The organism is Actinoplanes cyaneus (genome assembly GCF_016862095.1).
Classification (GTDB): domain Bacteria; phylum Actinomycetota; class Actinomycetes; order Mycobacteriales; family Micromonosporaceae; genus Actinoplanes; species Actinoplanes cyaneus.
In genome coordinates this window covers 66,238-83,391 of sequence record NZ_BOMH01000025.1, presented here as the reverse complement: position 1 = coordinate 83,391, position 17,154 = coordinate 66,238, and the positions used below count along the sequence as shown (strand labels likewise).

Below are 17,154 nucleotides of genomic sequence, written 5' to 3'. Positions count from 1 at the left end.
CGTGTTCGCATGGAGCAACCCGGGAACCGACCCGCCGCACCCGGTTCCCTTGCCCTGGTCCAGGACTTCGTCAATACGGCTGACCTGGAGGGCGGCACCGATGTCCTGCGCGATCCCGGCGAGTTCCGGGATTTCTGGCGGGCTCACGTCGAGGGAGCGCATGAGCCGGCGGACCTCTCGGAGGAGGAGGTCGCAGTGTGCCGTGACGTGCGGGAGGCGCTGCGCGCGGCGTGCCGGGCACACGTCGGTGTCGCCGTGCCCGCGCCCCTCGGCGACTTGCTGGCGCGCGGCCCGCTGGTCCTGGCCATCACCGCGTCCGGTGACGCGTCAGTGGTCCCCGCCCCCGGCCTGACCGGCGTGCCGCTGATCGTCGCCACGCTCGCCGCGGCAGTGGCCGACGCCGTCCGCGCCGGGACCTGGCAGCGGCTCAAGGCGTGCGAGTCGGATCCGTGCCAGTGGGTGTATTACGACCGCAGTCCCGCCGGGCGCAGCCGTTGGTGCACGATGTCGATCTGCGGCAGCCGCGCGAAGATGCGCGCCTACCGCAGCCGTACGGCGTAGGGCGAGCAGGGCCGGGGCCTCAGCCTTTGTCCACCCGGCACGCGATGCCCGAGTGGCGTCGGCGATGCTGGGGGAATGCAGTACGTGTCCAGAGTGCCGCGACCGCCGCTGGACGGGCTGATCGACGACCTCTACTACCTGGAGGGCACGCCGCCGTACGCCCGGCTGGCGCTCCCGGCAAGTCCGGCGGCGTTCCTCATCGTCAACCTCGGGGCACCGTTGCGCATCCGCGCCGGCGACGGCATCGAGACGGCCGAGTACGCCGACGGCTGCATGGTCACCACGCCCGCCCGCGCGTACGAGTTCGGTTACCCACCCCGGACCCGGTCCGTCGGCGTGCACTTCAAGCCGTGGGGCGCGGCGCCGTTCCTGCCGATGCCCGCGGCCGAGCTGTGCGACCGGCCGGTGACGATGGAGCAGGTGTGGGGCCGGCCGGCCGTCGCCCGGCTGCGGGACCGGCTGGCCACGGCGGACGAGCCGCACGAGATGCTGACGCTGCTCGAGGAGGAGCTGATGCGGCGGCTGGGCGAGACCGCCGGCCTGGGCCTGGTCCGCCAGGCGAGCAGCGTCATCGCGGCGACCGGCGGGGCGGTGGCGATCGGCGACCTGAGGGTGGCGGCCGGTGTCAGCAGCACTCACCTGGCACGGCGGTTCAAGGAGCTCATCGGCGTCACGCCGAAGCAGTTGGCCCGCAGCTACCGCTTCGCCGCCACCGTGCTCGCGATCGACCCCGCCGGACCGATCGACTGGGCCGGCGTCGCCGGCGGCGCCGGGTACTTCGACCAGGCCCACTTCGGCCACGAGTTCCGGGCCTTCACCGGGCTCACCCCGACGCGATATGTCGAGGTCCGGCGGCGGTTCCTGCGCGAACATCCCGGTCACGTGCTGGACGGCTGGCCACTGCCGATCGATTGACCTCTCGTCGGACAGGAGCGGCGCGTCGCGGGTCTCGCGGCACCCGCGCTGCCGGGTCCGCCGTCGACCGCAGAGTCCGCCACCCCGACCGGCGCGCCGCGTCACGAGGCGGGGCCCGCGACGACGGGCGGGTCGGCCGTGCGTGCGTAAACGGCTCGTCGGGAGCCCTCGGCGGAGCCACCCGAGCCGCCGGCTGACCGCCGGCACCGGCCGGCCCGGCTGGTGCTCATGGTCGTCTACCGGTGCGGGTGACGACTGTGGGCGCCGGCCGGGCGGCGTGCGGGGTCAGCGGGTCCAGACGACCGCGGACGGGGATTCCGGGGTGAGGGTGACGTTGCCGGTCCAGTTCAGGAAGGACGAGCCCGGCAGGTACGACTCGCTCAGGAGGAAGCCCCGGGACAACGCCGTGACCTGCACCGGGGCGGCGGTGTCGGTGCCCACGACGATGCGGTGGACGCTCACCGCGGCGATGTCGTCGAGGGTCGTGCCGGCCGGCAGCTCGACCGTCGTGGCGGCCGGCACGTCACGCTGGATCGACCAGGCCGGGTCCACGTGGTGGGACAGGTGGACGGTGTCCCCGCTGGTCAGCTTCACGCCGAGGGCCACCCCCACCCACGAGCTGCCCGAGTTCACGCCCTGGGTGGTCTTGCTGACCGCCGCGTAGAGGTAGTTGCGCTGGTCGCTGACCTCGGGCGTGCTCACGGCGTACGGCGAAGGAATCTCGATCTTGCCCTCGCGGGTCATCTCCTCGGCCATGATCCGATAGGTCCACGGGTTGGTGTCCATCAGGTGCTCGCGCGGCTGCCCGGCCGGGAGCGTCGGCAGCGTGGAGAGGAAGAACCGCATCGGGTCGTCGACGACGTCGCACATGTTGTTGTTCGACGTGCACGTCTCCAGCCGCGGGTGGTCGCCCTCGTAGGCGCCCGTGTAGTGCAGCGTCTGGTGGTTCGCGGCCTGGTAGGTGTCACTGCCCGGGACGCGCTCGCCGTGCTCGTCGAGCTCGACGGCGTACGTCCACTCGATGTCGGTCGTCCGTCCCCAGCGGGCCATCAGCGCCGGCGTGTTGGTGCCGCCGTCCTCGTTGCTCCAGATCAGCGAGTACGTCAGGACGGTGTGCCCGGGCGTCGCCGCCGGCGTGACCTCGTGCCACGCGAGGAGCGGCACGTCCGTCGTCGCGCTCTGGAATCGGCTGCCGAGCTCGGGCACGTTGCGGCCGTACATGATCGGCGCGAAGCGCAGGACCTGGTACTCCGGGTCACGCTTGTCGTAGGTGGTGACCCGGAGCCGGTCGATGCGGACGCTCGCCCTGTCGACCGGCGACCGGTCGGCGGCAAAGTGCAACTTCAGCGTGTGTACGCCGGCCGCAACCCGCCCGAGCGCAAGCTGCCGGGCCAGTGGCTGGGCGCCGGAGACGACCAGGTCCGCGGCGTACCTCCCGTCGACGAAGATCGACACGACGGCCGACTCCGCGCCGCGGGTGGCCCAGTCCGTGCCGGGGGCGGCGGCCCGCAGATCGAGGACGGCCTCGCCGGCGTGCCGGCTGACGAACGGGACCCGTACGTCCGGCTTGTGGTTTCTGACCTGGATCGTGCCCGCCGGGTGGGCGGTGGCCGGACCATTCGCGACCAGAGCACAACCTGCGGCTATGACGGCAACCGTCAGCATTCGACCGATTCGCATGGGCGAAAGCTATCGGCAGACATCGACCATCGGGCGACGCGCCGATGAACGCCGCCTAGAGTCGAGGGTCAGCGCCGAGACCGAGGAGTTCCGTGTCCGATCACGAGGCGTTCTACCTGCCGGTGGGCGACGACGAGTACGAGTCCACCCCGGCCACGGCCAGCCCGTGGGACTTCAGCCTGCAGCACGGCGGCCCGCCCGCCGCGCTGCTGGCCCGGGCGATCGAGCGCTGCGACCCGGACGACGGCCTGCCGATCGCCCGGATCAGCGTGGACTTCCTCGGCGGGATCCCGCAGGGGCGGGTCCGGACGCAGGCGCGGGTGGTGCGGCCCGGCAAACGGGTCGAGCTGGTCGAGGCCGAGCTGTGGGCGAACGGCAAGCTCGCCGTCCGGGCGTCCGGCTGGCGGATCCGGCGGCAGCCGGGCGCGACCGCCCAGGTGGCGACGCCTGCCGCGCTGCCGCCGCCGCTGCCCGGGCCTGAGCCGCGGCCGGAGGTCTACTTCGAGGGCGTCGGCGCCGAGTGGGGGTACGGCGAGGCGATCGAGTGGCGGTTCGTCGAGAGCGGCTTCAACCGGACCGGCCCGGCGAAGGTGTGGACGCGGGTGCGGATCCCGCTCGTCGACGGTGAGGAGGCCGGGGCGCTGCAGCGGATGCTGGTCGTCGCGGACTCCTGCAACGGGTTGTCCGGTGAGATGCCGCTCACCGAATGGCTGTTCATCCCGCCGACACTCACCGTGACCGTGCAGCGCGTGCCGGAGTCGCCGTGGATGTTCTTCGACGCCGCGACCACGATCGGGCCGGACGGGGTCGGGATCGCGCACGGCACGCTCAGTGACGATCGGGGACTGCTGGGCCGGGTCGCGCAGCCGCTGCTGGTGGCCCCGCGCGGTTAGGCAGGGTCTCTTCCGGTGCGATACTGATTGACGTATCAATCTGTGGAGGGACCGCGATGACACACCCCGTACGGTTCGGCGCGCTGGTCACCTCGGTGGCGCAGGCCCGCCGGGCCGAGGAGCTGGGCTACGACCTGGTCGCGGTTCCGCACGCGCCGGATGACGGCGACGACTGGACGCTCCTGACCTGGATCGCCGGTCAGACCGAGAAGGTCGGCCTGGTCGCCACCGGGCTCGACGTCGCGCGCGGCGAGCCGGCGGTGCTGGGCCGGGCCGCCGCCAGCCTCGACCTGCTCTCCGGCGGGCGGCTCGAACTGGCGCTGACCGGGGCGCACCTCGACGAGGTGACCGGCATCGTGCGCGGGGTGCTCGACGCCGGCGAGACCGGGCCGCTGCGGTTCCTCGGTGAGCACCATCGCGTCCCCAAGGCGCAGCGCGGCCCGTTGCCGGCTCACCGCATCCCGATCTGGCTGACCGGAAATGACCAGCAGTCGGTGCGCCTGGCCGGGCGGCTCGCGGACGCCTGGGTCGCCGATCTCGAGCGGATCACCGCGGACGAGCTGGCCACGGCGTACAAGCAGCTCGAAGCGGCGGCGACCGAAGCGGGCCGGGACCCCGAGGAGATCCGCCGGGTGCTGATCGTCGGCCCGGGCCTGAGCCCGGCCGAGCTGACCGCTCTCGGCGCGGACACGTTCCTGGTGCGCGCCGCCGAGCTGCCCGGCCTGTCCGCGTGGGAGACCCTGCGGGACGCCACCGGGCCGATCATCTTCAGACCTTCCTCGGTACGGGCGAAGCGCCGCCCCGGCATCGACTACGACGGCGTGCCGGCCGGGCTGGCGAGCACCGCGGTCGAGCCCGGTGACCTGGACTACGCACGGGTCCGCTCGACCTACATGCGCGGCGGCGCACCCGGTCTGGTCCTGCGACCGCGCACCACCAGCGAGGTCGTCGACGCGCTGGCCTTCGTGCGCCGGCACCCGGACCTGCCGTTCGGTCTGCGCAGCGCCGGGCACGGAGTCAGCGGGCGGTCCACGAACGACGGCGGCATCGTGGTCAGTCTCGCCGCGATGACCACGATCGAGGTGCTCGACGAGTCACGGCGGCTGATCAGAGTCGGTCCCGGCGCGCGCTGGACGGACGTCGCCCAGGCCATCCACCCGTACGGCTGGGCGCTGAGTTCCGGTGACTACGGCGGCGTCGGCGTCGGCGGGCTCGCCACCGCGGGCGGCGTCGGCTGGCTGGCCCGCAAACACGGCCTCACCATCGATCACCTCGTCGCCGTCGAGATGGTGCTCGCCGACGGCAGCGTCGTGCGGGCCTCCGACAGCGAGAACGCCGACCTGTTCTGGGCGGTCCGCGGCGCCGGCGCCAACTTCGGTGTCGTGACGTCGTTCGAGTTCGAGGCGTACGACGTGGGCGACGTCGGCTTCGCCCAGCTCGTCGTGGCCGCCGACGACCCCGCCGACCTGCTCGTCAAGTGGGGCCGCGCCATCGAGGAGGCGCCCCGCGACGTCAGCGGCCAGCTGATCATGGGTCCGCCGCGGCCCGGGCAGCCCGTGTTCGCCCAGCTCATGGCGGTGGTCGACAACGACGACCCGGAAACGATCATCGAGCAGTTGCAGCCGATCGCCGCGATCGCGCCGCTCTACCAGCAGAACGTGGTGCTCACGCCGTACACCGGGGTGATCTCGAACGCCGCCGAGGGCGGTTACCACCAGGGGGCCGGCGAACCGGTGTCCCGCTCCGGGCTGATCGAGCACCTCACGCCCGAGTTCGCGCGGGCCGCCGTGGAACTGCTGGCGAGCGGCGCGGTCCACTGGTTCCAGATCCGCACGGTCGGCGGCGCGGTCGCCGACGTGCCGGCCGAGCAGACCGCTTACGCCCACCGCTCGGCGAACTTCTCGGTCATCGTGATGGGCTCCTCGAAGCAGCGGGTGGACGCCGCGTGGGCGCCGCTGACCGCGCATTTCGACGGGCTCTACCTGAGCTTCGAGACCGATCTGAGCCCGGAGCGGGTCGAGGACGCGTTCCCGCCGCGAACCCTGGCCCGGCTGCGCGAGCTCAAGCACCGCTACGACCCGGACAACCTGTTCCGCGACAACTTCAACATCAAGGCGGCGACCCGATGACCGATTATGGACACGAGCTGCTGTTCGGGACGTTCATCACGCCCACCGCCCAGCCGGTGCACCAGGCCGTCGAACTGGCAGTGGTCGCCGACCGGGCCGGGCTCGACCTGGCCACGTTCCAGGACCACCCGTACCTGCCGAAGTTCCACGACACCTGGACGCTGATCACGTACGCGGCGGCGCGCACCTCCCGGATCCGGCTCAGCGGCAACGTGCTCAGCCTGCCGCTGCGGCAGCCGGCCGTGCTCGCCCGCAGCCACGCGAGCCTGGATCGGCTCACCGGCGGCCGGATCGAGCTGGGTCTGGGCGCGGGCGCGTTCTGGGACGGCATCGAGGCGATGGGCGCCCGGCGGCTCACCCCCGGCCAGGCCGTCTCCGCGCTCGGCGAGGCGATCAGGGTCATCCGCGCGGTCTGGGACGCCGACCGGCCCGGCCCGGTCAGCGTGCACGGCGAGTTCTACCAGGCGGAAGGCCTCAAGCGCGGGCCCGCTCCGGCACACGACATGAGCATCTGGGTCGGCGCGTACAAGCCCCGGATGCTGCGCCTGATCGGCCGCGCCGCGGACGGGGTGCTGCCGTCGCTGTCCTACCTCGAGGGCGGGCCGGGCGACTACGCCACGATCAACGAGCACATCGACGACAGTGCCCGCGAGTCCGGCCGCGATCCCGCGCGGGTCCGCCGGTTGCTCAACATCAACGGCACGTTCAGCCAGTTCGGCCGCTCCTTCCTGAACGGCCCGGCCGAACAGTGGGCCGAGGACCTGGCCGGGCTCGCCCTGGAACATGGGATCAGCACGTTCATCCTGGCCACCGACGACCCGGCGACCATCGAGGAGTACGCGGCGGAGGTCGCCCCGGCCGTGCGGGAACTGGTCGCCGCCGAGCGCCCCTAGGCGGTGTTTCGCAGTGTGGCCGGGGCTGCGGCATGGCGGGGCGGGCCCGTGCCGGCCGATCTGCACCGCGCGTGGGCCGGCGGCGCCCGCTCCTTCCACCTCACTCTGCGCTGAGCGGGACCGGAGCCGCACCGGGTGGGCGACCCTATGCTCGGCGGGTGATCACCTGCGTTGTGCACTACACCATCGACCCTGCCCAGATCGAGGCGTTCGAGCGCTTCGCCCGGGAGTGGATGCGCCTGGTCGCGAAGCACGGCGGCGTTCACCACGGGTACTTCCTGCCGGCCGAGGGTGCGAGTGACCGGGCGGAGGCGCTGTTCAGCTTCGAGAGCCTGGCCGCCTATGAGCGGTACCGTGCCCGGTTCGGCGACGACCCGGAGTTCGTCGCGGCCGACCGGATCCGGGACGAGTCGGGGTGCGTGCTGCGATACGAACGCACTTTCATGCGCCCGCTGCTGCCGGGATAGGGTGCGGGACGGCACGAACTTGTTGCGAGGTGCCCGGCCGGCGACGGCGGGGAGAATCTGGGAAGCCGGTGCGAATCCGGCACGGGCCCGCCGCGGTGACCGGGGAGCTGCCGCCCACACGCGTTCGCGCGTAGCCACTGGCCCGGCGGGCTGGGAAGGCGGGCGGTGAGGTGACGATCCGGGAGTCCGAAGACCGGCCTCGCGTCCGATCACTCCGGCCTGCCCGGAGTCGAGCGCAGCGGGAGCCTGCCCATGACGCACGACCTGTACGAGATCGTCCACCGCCGCCGTGACGTCCGCGCCGAGTTCACCGGCGAGCCGCTGGACGACGCGGTGCTGGACCGCATCCTGACCGCCGCGCACGCCGCGCCGAGTGTGGGCATGTCCCAGCCGTGGGACTTCATCGTCGTACGCGACGAAGGGTTGAAGAAGGCATTCCACGAGCACGTCCGTGACGAACGGGACGTCTTCGCCGCGACGCTGGGCGGGGACGCGGCTGCCCGGTTCGCCCGCATCAAGATCGACGGCGTGCTGGAGTCGACGCTGTCGATCGTGGTGACCTACGACCCGGAGCGTGGCGGGCCGGGGATCCTAGGGCGGCACGCGATCGCCGACGCCGGCCTCTACTCGGTGTGCCTGGCCATCCAGAACCTGTGGCTCGCGGCGACCGCCGAGGGCCTGGGCGTGGGCTGGGTGTCGTTCTACCGCGAGGATTTCCTGCGGGAGCTGCTCGGCATCCCGGTGGGCATCCGGCCGGTCGCGTGGCTGTGCGTCGGCCCGGTCAGCCACCTGCAGGACGTCCCCGACCTGGAGCGGCACGGCTGGCGCAGTCGCCGCCCGCTGGCGCTGGCCCGCCACGACGACCGGTGGTAGTGCACCCGGGCCGTCGTCAGGACGCGGCCAGCGAGGCCAGCAGGCGCAGCTTCTCGGCGTTCTCGCCGGCCTCGTCGGGGTAGTAGAGCACCAGCAGGAGGCCGTCGACCGGCAGCTTGTCCCGGTGCAGCGTCAGCTCGCCGACCACCGGGTGCCGGACGGTGGTCGTGCCGCCCCGCAACTGCCGCACGTCGTGACGCGCCCACAACGAGCGGAACCGCGCGCTGGACAGCGTCAGCTCGCCGACCAGCCCGACGACCCGGGCGTCGTCGGGCGCGTCGCCGATGGTCTGGCGGAACGCCGCGACGAGGCTTGCCGCGGAGCGTTCCCAGTCGGCGTGGAACTCGCGCTCCTCCGGGTCGAGCAGCATCGAGCGCAGCCGGTTCTGGCCCGGGCGCAGCCGGGGTGACAGTGCCGTGGCCAGGGCGTTGGCCGCCAGCACGTCGAAGGCCCGGCCCTCGACGAAGGCCGGCACCCCGACGGCGGCCAGCAGGTGGTGCAGCCGCGCGGGCACGTGCTCGGCCCGGGCCCGGGGGCGGCTCCGGGGCCGGGGCGCGGCGAGACCCAGCAGGTACCGGCTCTCGACCTCGTCCAGGTGCAGGACCCTGGCGAGCGCTTCGAGGACCTGAGGTGACGGGTTCTTGTCGCGGCCGCGTTCCAGCCGCAGGTAGTAGTCGGCGCTGATCCCGGCGAGCAGCGCCACCTCCTCGCGGCGCAGACCACTGACCCTGCGGCGGGCGCCGGGCTGGATGCCGGCCTGCTCGGGCGTGACCAGTTCGCGCCGCGCGCGCAGGTATTCGCCCAGCCGATTGGTGCTCATGAGGCCGAGGCTAGTACCGGCGCGGGCGCGGACAGGGGGTCCTGCCACTACCCGGATCAGCAGAGCACTTCCTGGGCCCCGGCGAGGCTGCGACCTTGGTGTTCATGGACATCAACAACCGCACGGTCTTCATCGCCGGGGGCACCTCCGGCATCGGCCTGGGCCTGGCCCGCCGCTTCGCCGCCGCGGGCGGCACCGTCATCGTCGGCGGCCGGCGCCCGGTCTCCCTCGACGGTCTGGGCACCGTCGAGATCGACGTCACCGACGCCGACTCGGTGCGGCGGGCCCGCGACAGCGTGCTGGACAGCCACCCCGGCCTCGACGTCGTGGTCACCATGTCCGGGGTTCAGCTGACGGAGGACCTGCGCGACCCCGGGCACTTCACCGTGGCCGAGACGACCGTGCAGACCAACCTGCTGGGCACCATCCGGGTGCTCGACGCTTTCACCCCGCACCTGGTCGGCCGTGGTGCCGGCACCTTCATGACGGTCAGCTCCGGCATCGGCTTCCTGCCGTTTCCCCTGATGGCCACGTACGCCGCCACGAAGGCGGGCGTGCACGCGTACACCGAGGCGTTGCGCGCCCACCTCGCCGGCACCGGCGTCGAGGTCACCGAACTGGTGCCGCCGGGGGTGGCGACCACGCCGGAGCACAAGCGGCTGAACCCGCGCGCGCTGGACCTCGACGACTACCTCGACGAGGTGATGGGGCTGCTCGGGCAACATCCGACCCCGGACGAGATCCTCGTGCAGGCCGTGCGGCAGCACCGCTGGGCGGAACGCGACGGCACCTACGCCGATCTGGTGGCGCAACGCTCGCAGGCGCTCACGACCCTGCCCGGGCGCTGAGAGCTGGGCCGGCGGCCCGGGAAGCTCCTGCGGGACCGGGCCGCCACGGCGACCGCTGGTGACCCGGTAGAGGTGGAACCGGAGCATCTCGGCGGCGGCCTCGGGCTGGGTGTTCCGCGGGGTGCCGACGTTCAGCAGCTCAGCTGGAGGATGACACCCCGGTTCTGCCCGGCTACCGCGGGATTGATGTGCCCCGCCCCATCGGTGTCTTCGACGAAGCCCGGGAAGTCGGTGCCGACGCCCTTCGAGTTGATCAATTTGACGGGCACGCCGAGCCGCACGAGTTCGCTTTCGACCGCGTTGGCACGGGCCAGCGAGAGCGCCATCTGCTGCGCCGATGAGCCGCTGGTCGACGAGGTCCCGGTAATGGTGACCGGTCGATTCCTGGCGATGATCTCGCCGGCGATGCTCTGCAGCGCTGTCCTGGCTGCGGAGGGGTTCCGGAAGGTGGTGGAGTCACCCACGAAACCGATCGCGCTGGCGGCCGCGAAGGTCGACGGACGGCAGGACAGGTCCAGCGACGGTGTCCGGGGCAACGGCACCACGCCGACCGGCGGTAGACCGGACAATGTGGTGCCCATCGCCGGTTCCGCCACCACGGAGACGCAGGATGCGCCCGCGTCCTTGACGATCTGCTGCCAGATAGCCACGAGATCGGCGTGAAGAGCCTCGTCGAGGCTTGGTTGCGGGGCGGCCGTGTCGCCCAGCCCGGCAAGCAGCACGGTGCGCTCCCGCAGATCCGGAAGCAGACGATTCTCCTTCAACCAGGTGCTGATCTCCATAGGTGATGTGGTGATGAAGCCCTTCCGGAAGTCGAGCGGAGCCACGGTCTGGAGTCCGGAGTCCAGGAGAACGACCGCTCCGCCCTTGCCCGCCTCCCGCGCGGCCAGCGACAGCGCCGCCAAGGGCGCAGCCTCGGCGGAATCGGCTCGAACGCCGTCGATCGCGGCGGCGACTTCTATGATGAACTGGTTCGACGCAGCCAGTCGGTTCTGCAGACTTTCCGACCGGTGTGCCTCGTGGGAGTAGTTCAGCCGCTTGATCAACGACGGGGATCCGTCAGCACGGACGATCGACGCACGCTCGTCCCCGTTCAACCCTTCGACCATCCGGATGATCAATTCGGGAGGGATCGGGGGCGGTGGGGAATTTGAATGGGCACCGACGGCTATCGCATAACTTCCGGTGGCGGGCCCCGGGCATTTCGGCTTCGTGTCACCCACCGCATGAGCGGTGTGCGTCTCCTCCGGGAACGACTTCCAGCGCGCCTGCACCAGACCGGCCAGCACGACGACGGCAAAGGCCAGCACGCTCGCGGCGGTCATCGTCCAAACCCGCCGGCTGCGGAGAAAGGCCGGCACTGATCTCGCGGATCGAGGCGTGGCAGCGGGCACGCCGGCCGCCGGCTGTCCCGCGCGGAAGTCGACGATGATCTGAACGGTCAGGACAACTACGAAGGCAAGGCCGAGAAGCCAGGTGAACTCGTCAGTCAGAAGGTTGATGACGATCGCGAGAACCGCGGTCAGCACGGGCGGGAATATCCGGAGCCAAGCCTTTTGCACCGCTTCGATCTCCATCCGGGACCACCGGGCGGCATACAGCGGTGGACGACCGATGATAGTGGACGTCGTCGGCCCGCGCCGCTGTGGCGAAGCGGGCCGGCGGCGACCTGCGTCAGACCCGGCTGGCGCCACCGTCGACGTAGACCTCGGCGCCGATCATAAAGGAGCTGGCGTCCGACGCTAGGGAGACGACCACGTCCGCGATCTCCGAGGACGACCGAGGCGATTCATCGGTACGCCGGAGCCAGCTCCTTCAGAGGAAGGCGAACTCACGCCACTGCGCGGGCGGACATCAACCGCACCAGCATGTACGCGGCGTACGGCAACAAGGACCAGCTTTTCCGGCGGGCGGTCGCGCGTTACGCCGAGTCCGGCATGGCCTACGCGCGCGAGGTGCTGGCGCAGCCCTCGGCGTACGCGGTGATCGAAGCTTTTCTCCGCGCGATCCCGCGCTGACCGACGGCGCCGTCAAGAATCAGGCCCGGCTCATCCCCGGGTCACGCGGGCGACGAAGCCGTTGCAGGCGACGTCCTCGACGCGCGGGCGCGGGGCCGGCGCCTCCTGCGCCCACCATTGCGACACCGACTGCACGCCCGGCCCGATCGGCGTCAGGCGGGGGTGGGCGAAGAGCTCGGCCAGCTCCACGCCGGAACGGGACTGCGACTGGGCCTCGGCGACCGCGCGGACCGCCTTGAACTCCTCCGGGGTCATGTACTCGAGCGTCACGTGGCTGGCCACCACGTAACTGCCGTCGGGCAGCGCGTCGATCAGTGTGTCGAGGATGGCGCGCGGGTTCTCCGCGTCCCGGACGAAGTGCAGGATCGCGATCAGCATCAGCGCGACCGGCTGGGTCAGGTCGAGCGTGTCCCGCAGGTCCGCGTTGCCGAGGATCTTGGCGGGGTCGCGCAGGTCGGCGTCGAGGTAGGCGGTCCTGCCGCGTTTGTCGCCGGTCAGCAGCGCGCGGGCGTGCGCGAGCACGAGCGGGTCGTTGTCGGCGTAGACGACCCGGGCGCTCGGGTCGATCTCCTGCGCGATCTCGTGGGTGTTCGGCGAGGTGGGGATGCCGGTGCCGATGTCCAGGAACTGCCTGATGCCCTGCCGGGCCAGGAAACGCACCGCCCGGTGCAGGAACCACCGGTTCTCCTGCACGGTGAGCCGGACCAGCGGCATCCGCTCCTCGATCTGGCGCGCGGACTCGCGGTCGGTCTCGAAGTTGTCCTTGCCGCCCAGCCAGTAATCGTAGCGCCGGGCCGGGTGCGGGCGGCTGGTGTCCAGACCGGGATGAGACACGGATACGCTCCTTTGTGGACGTCGCCGCCCACCTTACGACATCCGGTACGGTGCGCCGATGGAAAACACTCACCGGCGCGGGCCGCGGCAGGTGCCGACCGAGGAGCGCGGGCGCCACATCGTCTACGCGCCGGACATCGACGGCGACGCGGACCCGGGCGAGATCGTCTGGACCTGGGTGGAGTTCGAGGACGACGAGACCAAGGGCAAGGACCGGCCGGTGCTCGTGGTCGGCCGCGAGGGTCGTACGTTGCTCGGCCTGATGCTCTCCAGCCAGGACGAGCGCAACGGCCAGCGGCACTGGCTGGCGCTCGGCCCCGGCGAGTGGGACCGCGACAACCGCCCCAGCTGGCTGCGGCTCGACCGCATCCTGGAGGTCGACGAGGACGGGATCCGGCGCGAGGGCGCGATCCTGGACCCGGTGCGGTTCACCAGGGTCGCGATGATCCTGCAGCGCAACTACAACTGGAAGTGACCGGACGCCGTCAGGATGCGGGCGGCCTGCGCCCAGTCCGTGACCACCGCCGGTGCCGGCGCTGAGTCACGGACCGGGTTCTTGAGGCCGCTCGACGTGGCAACGCAGACCACCGGACCCTCGACCGGGCCGAGAGCGCGCAGCCCGGCCAGGCCCGCGGCGCCGGCGAGTTCCGTCCACAGGCCGGCCCGGGCGAGCTCCGCCTGGGCCGCCCGCAACTGCGGGTCGGTCACCGCGAGAGCCCGGCCGTCGCTCGACCGGACCGCGAGGACACCGCGGTAACCACTGACCGGGGACACGATCGACCCGGCGTCGGTGGCACCCACCTCGACGTGCGCCGCGGGAACACCCTCACGCAGCGCCTTGACGAGCGGTGCGGCGGCGGCCGGCTCGCACGCGATCATGCGGGGGACACGCCGCGCGCGGCCCAGGCGCCGCAGCTCGGTGAAACCCTTCGCGATGCCGTACAGCAGCTCGCCGTACCCCGTCGGCACGAAGACCGCCTCCGGCGTGCCGAGATCGGCGTGGATCTCGTACGCGATCGTCTTGTAGCCCTCCGGGCCGAACGGATGGCCGGTGTGCGTGACGGTGGTGCTGCTCACCGGGTGCAGACCGGCGCGCTCGGCGATCCGCCGCATCAGGGGCCAACGACCTTCCCACGGTACGGCCATGACCACCGCCCCGTAGGCGCGCAGGAACGCGACGACGCCCGGCTGTGGCTCCGGACCGGTGATCACCACGCAGGGAAGTCCGGCGCGGGCCGCGTACGCGGCGGCGGAAGCCCCGTGATTGCCGGACGACGCCACGACGACACCGGCCGCGCCCACCCCGACGGCGGCGCTGACCGTGCACCGGTTGAGCCGGTCCTTGTGGCTCCAGGTCGGATTCCGGGACTCGTCCTTGACGAAGACGCCCGGCTCCAGCTCGACCAGCGGGGTCCGGCCCTCGCCGAGCCCCGGCGCCGGCAGCGGCGGCAGCAGCGCGGGATACAGCTCCGCCCCGGCCCGCTCGTAGTCGTAGTCGACGTCCACCGGGTACGCCACGTCGGCGGTGCTGGTCCGCGGGCACCCGTCGGTCAGCGGCGGCCACAGCGGGAAGCCGATCCGCGGATCGCCCAGGGAGCGCTGCCCGATCGCGAGTGAACCCACCCCCGAACCCTAGCCAGCGCCTAGTTTCGAACCCTGCTCAGACGCCGGCGATTTCTACCAGCGGCCGCCGCCTGTCGTGGCGTCACGCCGCGGGGGCCGGCTGCTCCGTACCATGGGCGTGGTGACCACGTTCCTGGTTCTTCTGCGCGGCATCAATGTCGGGGGCAAGAACAAGGTGCCGATGGCGGAACTGAGGAAATGCCTGGAAGGGCTCGGGTTCTCCGGCGTCTCGACGTTCATCGCCAGCGGCAACGTCATCCTGACGTCGGACCGGCCCGCCGGCGAGACGGCGGCCCGGATCGAAGCGGCGCTGCCGAAAGCCTTCGAGCTCGACAGTGAACTCGTCAAAGTCCTGGTCCTCACGCATGATCAGCTGCGGGCCGTCGTGGACGACCGGCCGGAGGGCTTCGGCGACCAGCCGGACAAGTACCACAGTGACGCCATCTTCCTCATCGGCATCGATTCCGCGGAGGTGATGCCGATCTTCAACCCGCGCGAGGGCGTCGACAGGGTCTGGCCGGGTGACGGCGTCGTCTACGCGGAACGTCTCAGCGCTCAGCGCACCAAGAGCCGGTTGAGCGTGATGATGACGTCACCGCTGTACAAGTCGATGACGGTGCGCAGCTGGAACACCACGGTGAAGCTGCTGGAACTGCTCGATGCCGGTGCCGCATCCGCGGATCTCGGGTAGGAATCGCCGGCAGAACGCTGTGCGGACGTGTGCCATCGTGGGCGGGTGCCGCTGACTCGTGCTCCGATCAACTGTCCAGGCGAGACGACCCGGCGAAGGCTTCGCTCGCTGGCGGTGCTGGAGCTGCTGAACATCCCGTTGCACGGGTGGCTCTGGTTCGGGGCGATCGGCCTGCCGCCGACCGCTGTCAACATCTCGGGGTTCGCGGCGTTCGCCGTGCTGCTCGTGGTCGGTGCGGTGTACTGGGCGCTCAAGCTGCGGCAGTTGCGGCGCAGGGAACCGCACCTTCCCGGCCGTCGGCAGTTCGCCGCTGTCCGGGCAGTCCTGCCGGTCGTCCTGGCCGTCGTGCTCATCGTGTGCGTCATCGCCGTGGCCCGTGAGCCGGGCGCGGCGTCGTGGCCGGGCCTGGCCTTTGCGTTCTTCGGCGCCTTGGAATACGTCAACTACTTCCACGTGCAACTCATGCACGACAACCGAGCAGACCTGAGGCGACTCGGCACGGTGGGGTTCCGGCGCGCCCATCTGTCCCGGGACCTGCGAAGTGTGACAGCCGCAGACCGTCAGGTCCGCCGGGCGACGGCGGGTTGAAGCCTGCGAGCGGGATGGGATGCGCGCTCAGTCGTCCGCCAGGTATCCCGTGGCGGGGTCGATGGCGGACAGGAAATCGCGGACCATTGCCGTGTGCTGTTCGACCGACAGGTCCGCGGTCGGGCTCGCGCTGAAACCGTAGCCGGGGTTGGGGCCGGTGAGCCACGTGTAATCGGTGCCGGAATCCCTCGCACGCAGAGCGAACCTCTCGCCGTCGACGGTGAGCACCGCGGGGGCCGTCTCCCGGCCGCCGTCACCGTCGTGCGGGCTGCTGGTCTCCATGCACTCATTTTGCCTCGTGCTCACTCCCGGGGCAGGCGCTGAGTGAGAAAGAGGGCGGCACGGTCGAGGGCGTCGACGGCCTCGGTGAGGGTGCCGGCCCAGGCCTGGAAGACGTGCGGGACGCCGGCCGTGACGTCGAGGATCACGTCGACGCCGGCGTCGCGGGCCCGGGTGGCCAGGCGGGTGGAGTCGTCGAGGAGCAACTCGTCGGTGCCGGTCTGCAGCAACATGGGCGGGAAGCCGGTCAGGTCGGCGCAGACCGCCGGGCTGAGCAGGGGTTGCCGGGGATCCTGGCCGGCCAGGTACATGGCGCCGGTGCGATCCAGGCCTTCGCGGGTGAAGAACGGGTCGACGCCGGCCTTCGTGGTCATGCTCGCGCCGGTGCGGGTCGCGTCGAGGCCGGGGGAGAAGGCGGCGATCGCGGCGGGCAGTGGCAGGCCGGCATCGCGAGCGGCCAGGCAGGTGGTGACGGTGAGGCCGCCGCCCGCGGAGTCACCGGCGAACACGATCGTCGCGGGGTCCTCACCGGCATCGAGCAGCGCGCGGTAGGCGGCGAGCGTGTCCTCGATCGCGGCCGGGAACGGGTGTTCCGGCGCGAGCCGGTAGTCCACCGAGTACGCCCGCAGGTTCGTCCTGGTCACGAGGTTGGCGGTGACGGACAGCGCGGTCCGGGGTGAGCCGGAGAAGAAGCCGCCGCCGTGGAAGTAGAGGATCGTGCCGCCGCGCGGCTGCCCGAGGGGTTCGACGAGCAGTGCCGGGCGGGAGCCGAGCGTCGCCGGCGTGGTGCGGATGTCATCGGGCACGTGCATGGTGGCCATCAGCGAACGGAATCCGGCCCGGAGGTCCTCGATCGACGGGGCGGGCCGGCCGGGCGTGGTTGCCGGAGTGCCGCGGTGAGTGCCGCGCGCTGGGCCATGGTCATGAGCTGCTCCTCGTACGTAATAGGTGTCCTGGAAGTATATTCCTTGGCAACTAGATTCGAGGCGCCGCGTTGCGGAGGTCACCACCCGGCCGCGAGAGCGAGGGCGGGGGCATACTT

Annotated in this window: 20 protein-coding genes and 1 riboswitch; of the genes, 12 read left to right on the top strand and 8 right to left on the bottom strand. The window is 71.5% G+C overall.

The annotated features are described in order from the left end of the window. Positions 1-9: 9 nt before the first annotated feature. A complete protein-coding gene (locus tag Acy02nite_RS16560) occupies positions 10-561 on the top strand; it encodes a CGNR zinc finger domain-containing protein (protein ID WP_203741521.1) in 552 nt (183 codons plus the stop codon). A gap of 75 nt (positions 562-636) precedes the next feature. Further along, entirely contained in the window at positions 637-1,476 is an 840-nt protein-coding gene (locus Acy02nite_RS16555; protein WP_203741519.1) for a helix-turn-helix domain-containing protein, read from the top strand. 285 nt (positions 1,477-1,761) lie between these two features. On the opposite strand, the gene Acy02nite_RS16550 is transcribed toward Acy02nite_RS16555, so the two are convergent. Beyond that, the gene (locus tag Acy02nite_RS16550) at positions 1,762-3,156 is read right to left on the bottom strand and encodes a hypothetical protein (RefSeq protein ID WP_203741517.1); all 1,395 of its coding nucleotides are present in this window, start codon (positions 3,154-3,156) and stop codon (positions 1,762-1,764) included. 92 nt (positions 3,157-3,248) lie between these two features. Between Acy02nite_RS16550 and Acy02nite_RS16545 the strand changes: the two genes are divergently transcribed. The 5 genes from Acy02nite_RS16545 to bluB all read left to right on the top strand — a co-directional run bounded on the left by Acy02nite_RS16545 (position 3,249) and on the right by bluB (position 8,411). Then, complete coding sequence (locus Acy02nite_RS16545; RefSeq protein WP_203741515.1) at positions 3,249-4,049, top strand: thioesterase family protein; 801 nt, start codon at positions 3,249-3,251, stop codon at positions 4,047-4,049. Positions 4,050-4,105: 56 nt separating this feature from the next. Next, complete coding sequence (locus Acy02nite_RS16540; RefSeq protein WP_203741513.1) at positions 4,106-6,178, top strand: LLM class flavin-dependent oxidoreductase; 2,073 nt, start codon at positions 4,106-4,108, stop codon at positions 6,176-6,178. Beyond that, positions 6,175-7,071, top strand: a complete 897-nt coding sequence (locus tag Acy02nite_RS16535; RefSeq protein WP_203741511.1) for an LLM class flavin-dependent oxidoreductase — start codon at positions 6,175-6,177, stop codon at positions 7,069-7,071. The genes Acy02nite_RS16540 and Acy02nite_RS16535 overlap by 4 nt, the downstream gene beginning before the upstream one ends. Before the next feature lie 158 nt (positions 7,072-7,229). Next, complete coding sequence (locus Acy02nite_RS16530) at positions 7,230-7,538, top strand: NIPSNAP family protein (protein ID WP_203741510.1); 309 nt, start codon at positions 7,230-7,232, stop codon at positions 7,536-7,538. 10 nt (positions 7,539-7,548) lie between these two features. After that, positions 7,549-7,754: riboswitch (cobalamin riboswitch) on the top strand. Between the two features lie 36 nt (positions 7,755-7,790). Then, a complete protein-coding gene (gene bluB / locus Acy02nite_RS16525; protein WP_203741509.1) occupies positions 7,791-8,411 on the top strand; it encodes a 5,6-dimethylbenzimidazole synthase in 621 nt (206 codons plus the stop codon). Positions 8,412-8,427: 16 nt separating this feature from the next. Here bluB and Acy02nite_RS16520 read toward each other — a convergent pair whose 3' ends face one another. Beyond that, a complete protein-coding gene (locus Acy02nite_RS16520) occupies positions 8,428-9,231 on the bottom strand; it encodes a helix-turn-helix domain-containing protein (protein ID WP_203741508.1) in 804 nt (267 codons plus the stop codon). 104 nt (positions 9,232-9,335) lie between these two features. Between Acy02nite_RS16520 and Acy02nite_RS16515 the strand changes: the two genes are divergently transcribed. Beyond that, the gene (locus Acy02nite_RS16515; RefSeq protein WP_203741507.1) at positions 9,336-10,079 is read left to right on the top strand and encodes an SDR family oxidoreductase; all 744 of its coding nucleotides are present in this window, start codon (positions 9,336-9,338) and stop codon (positions 10,077-10,079) included. Between the two features lie 131 nt (positions 10,080-10,210). Here Acy02nite_RS16515 and Acy02nite_RS16510 read toward each other — a convergent pair whose 3' ends face one another. Both Acy02nite_RS16510 and Acy02nite_RS47495 read right to left on the bottom strand, forming a co-directional pair. After that, complete coding sequence (locus tag Acy02nite_RS16510) at positions 10,211-11,656, bottom strand: OmpA family protein (protein WP_203741506.1); 1,446 nt, start codon at positions 11,654-11,656, stop codon at positions 10,211-10,213. Positions 11,657-11,753: 97 nt separating this feature from the next. After that, positions 11,754-11,837 carry a hypothetical protein gene (locus tag Acy02nite_RS47495; protein WP_307872283.1) on the bottom strand — a complete coding sequence of 28 codons (84 nt, stop codon included), beginning with the start codon at positions 11,835-11,837 and terminating at the stop codon, positions 11,754-11,756. Between the two features lie 110 nt (positions 11,838-11,947). On the opposite strand from Acy02nite_RS47495, the gene Acy02nite_RS16500 reads away from it, so the two are divergent. After that, positions 11,948-12,097, top strand: a complete 150-nt coding sequence (locus tag Acy02nite_RS16500) for a hypothetical protein (protein WP_203741505.1) — start codon at positions 11,948-11,950, stop codon at positions 12,095-12,097. A 30-nt stretch (positions 12,098-12,127) separates the two neighbouring features. Here the strand turns inward: Acy02nite_RS16500 and Acy02nite_RS16495 are convergent, their stop codons facing one another. Further along, on the bottom strand, positions 12,128-12,931 hold the full coding sequence (locus Acy02nite_RS16495) for an SAM-dependent methyltransferase (protein ID WP_203741504.1): 804 nt from the start codon (positions 12,929-12,931) through the stop codon (positions 12,128-12,130). A gap of 58 nt (positions 12,932-12,989) precedes the next feature. On the opposite strand from Acy02nite_RS16495, the gene Acy02nite_RS16490 reads away from it, so the two are divergent. Continuing rightward, the gene (locus Acy02nite_RS16490; RefSeq protein WP_203741503.1) at positions 12,990-13,406 is read left to right on the top strand and encodes a type II toxin-antitoxin system PemK/MazF family toxin; all 417 of its coding nucleotides are present in this window, start codon (positions 12,990-12,992) and stop codon (positions 13,404-13,406) included. Here the strand turns inward: Acy02nite_RS16490 and Acy02nite_RS16485 are convergent. Next, complete coding sequence (locus Acy02nite_RS16485; RefSeq protein WP_203741501.1) at positions 13,391-14,554, bottom strand: threonine synthase; 1,164 nt, start codon at positions 14,552-14,554, stop codon at positions 13,391-13,393. The genes Acy02nite_RS16490 and Acy02nite_RS16485 overlap by 16 nt on opposite strands. 112 nt (positions 14,555-14,666) lie before the next feature. Between Acy02nite_RS16485 and Acy02nite_RS16480 the strand changes: the two genes are divergently transcribed. Both Acy02nite_RS16480 and Acy02nite_RS16475 read left to right on the top strand, forming a co-directional pair. After that, positions 14,667-15,245: a DUF1697 domain-containing protein gene (locus Acy02nite_RS16480; protein ID WP_203741499.1), complete on the top strand. Its 579-nt coding sequence runs from the start codon at positions 14,667-14,669 to the stop codon at positions 15,243-15,245. A 114-nt stretch (positions 15,246-15,359) separates the two neighbouring features. After that, a complete protein-coding gene (locus Acy02nite_RS16475) occupies positions 15,360-15,833 on the top strand; it encodes a hypothetical protein (RefSeq protein ID WP_239174921.1) in 474 nt (157 codons plus the stop codon). 27 nt (positions 15,834-15,860) lie between these two features. Here Acy02nite_RS16475 and Acy02nite_RS16470 read toward each other — a convergent pair whose 3' ends face one another. Then, positions 15,861-16,115 (bottom strand): hypothetical protein, encoded by a 255-nt coding sequence (locus tag Acy02nite_RS16470; RefSeq protein ID WP_203741497.1) that lies wholly within the window; start codon positions 16,113-16,115, stop codon positions 15,861-15,863. A 20-nt stretch (positions 16,116-16,135) separates the two neighbouring features. Beyond that, positions 16,136-16,933 (bottom strand): alpha/beta hydrolase, encoded by a 798-nt coding sequence (locus Acy02nite_RS16465; protein WP_239174919.1) that lies wholly within the window; start codon positions 16,931-16,933, stop codon positions 16,136-16,138. Positions 16,934-17,154 lie beyond the last annotated feature (221 nt).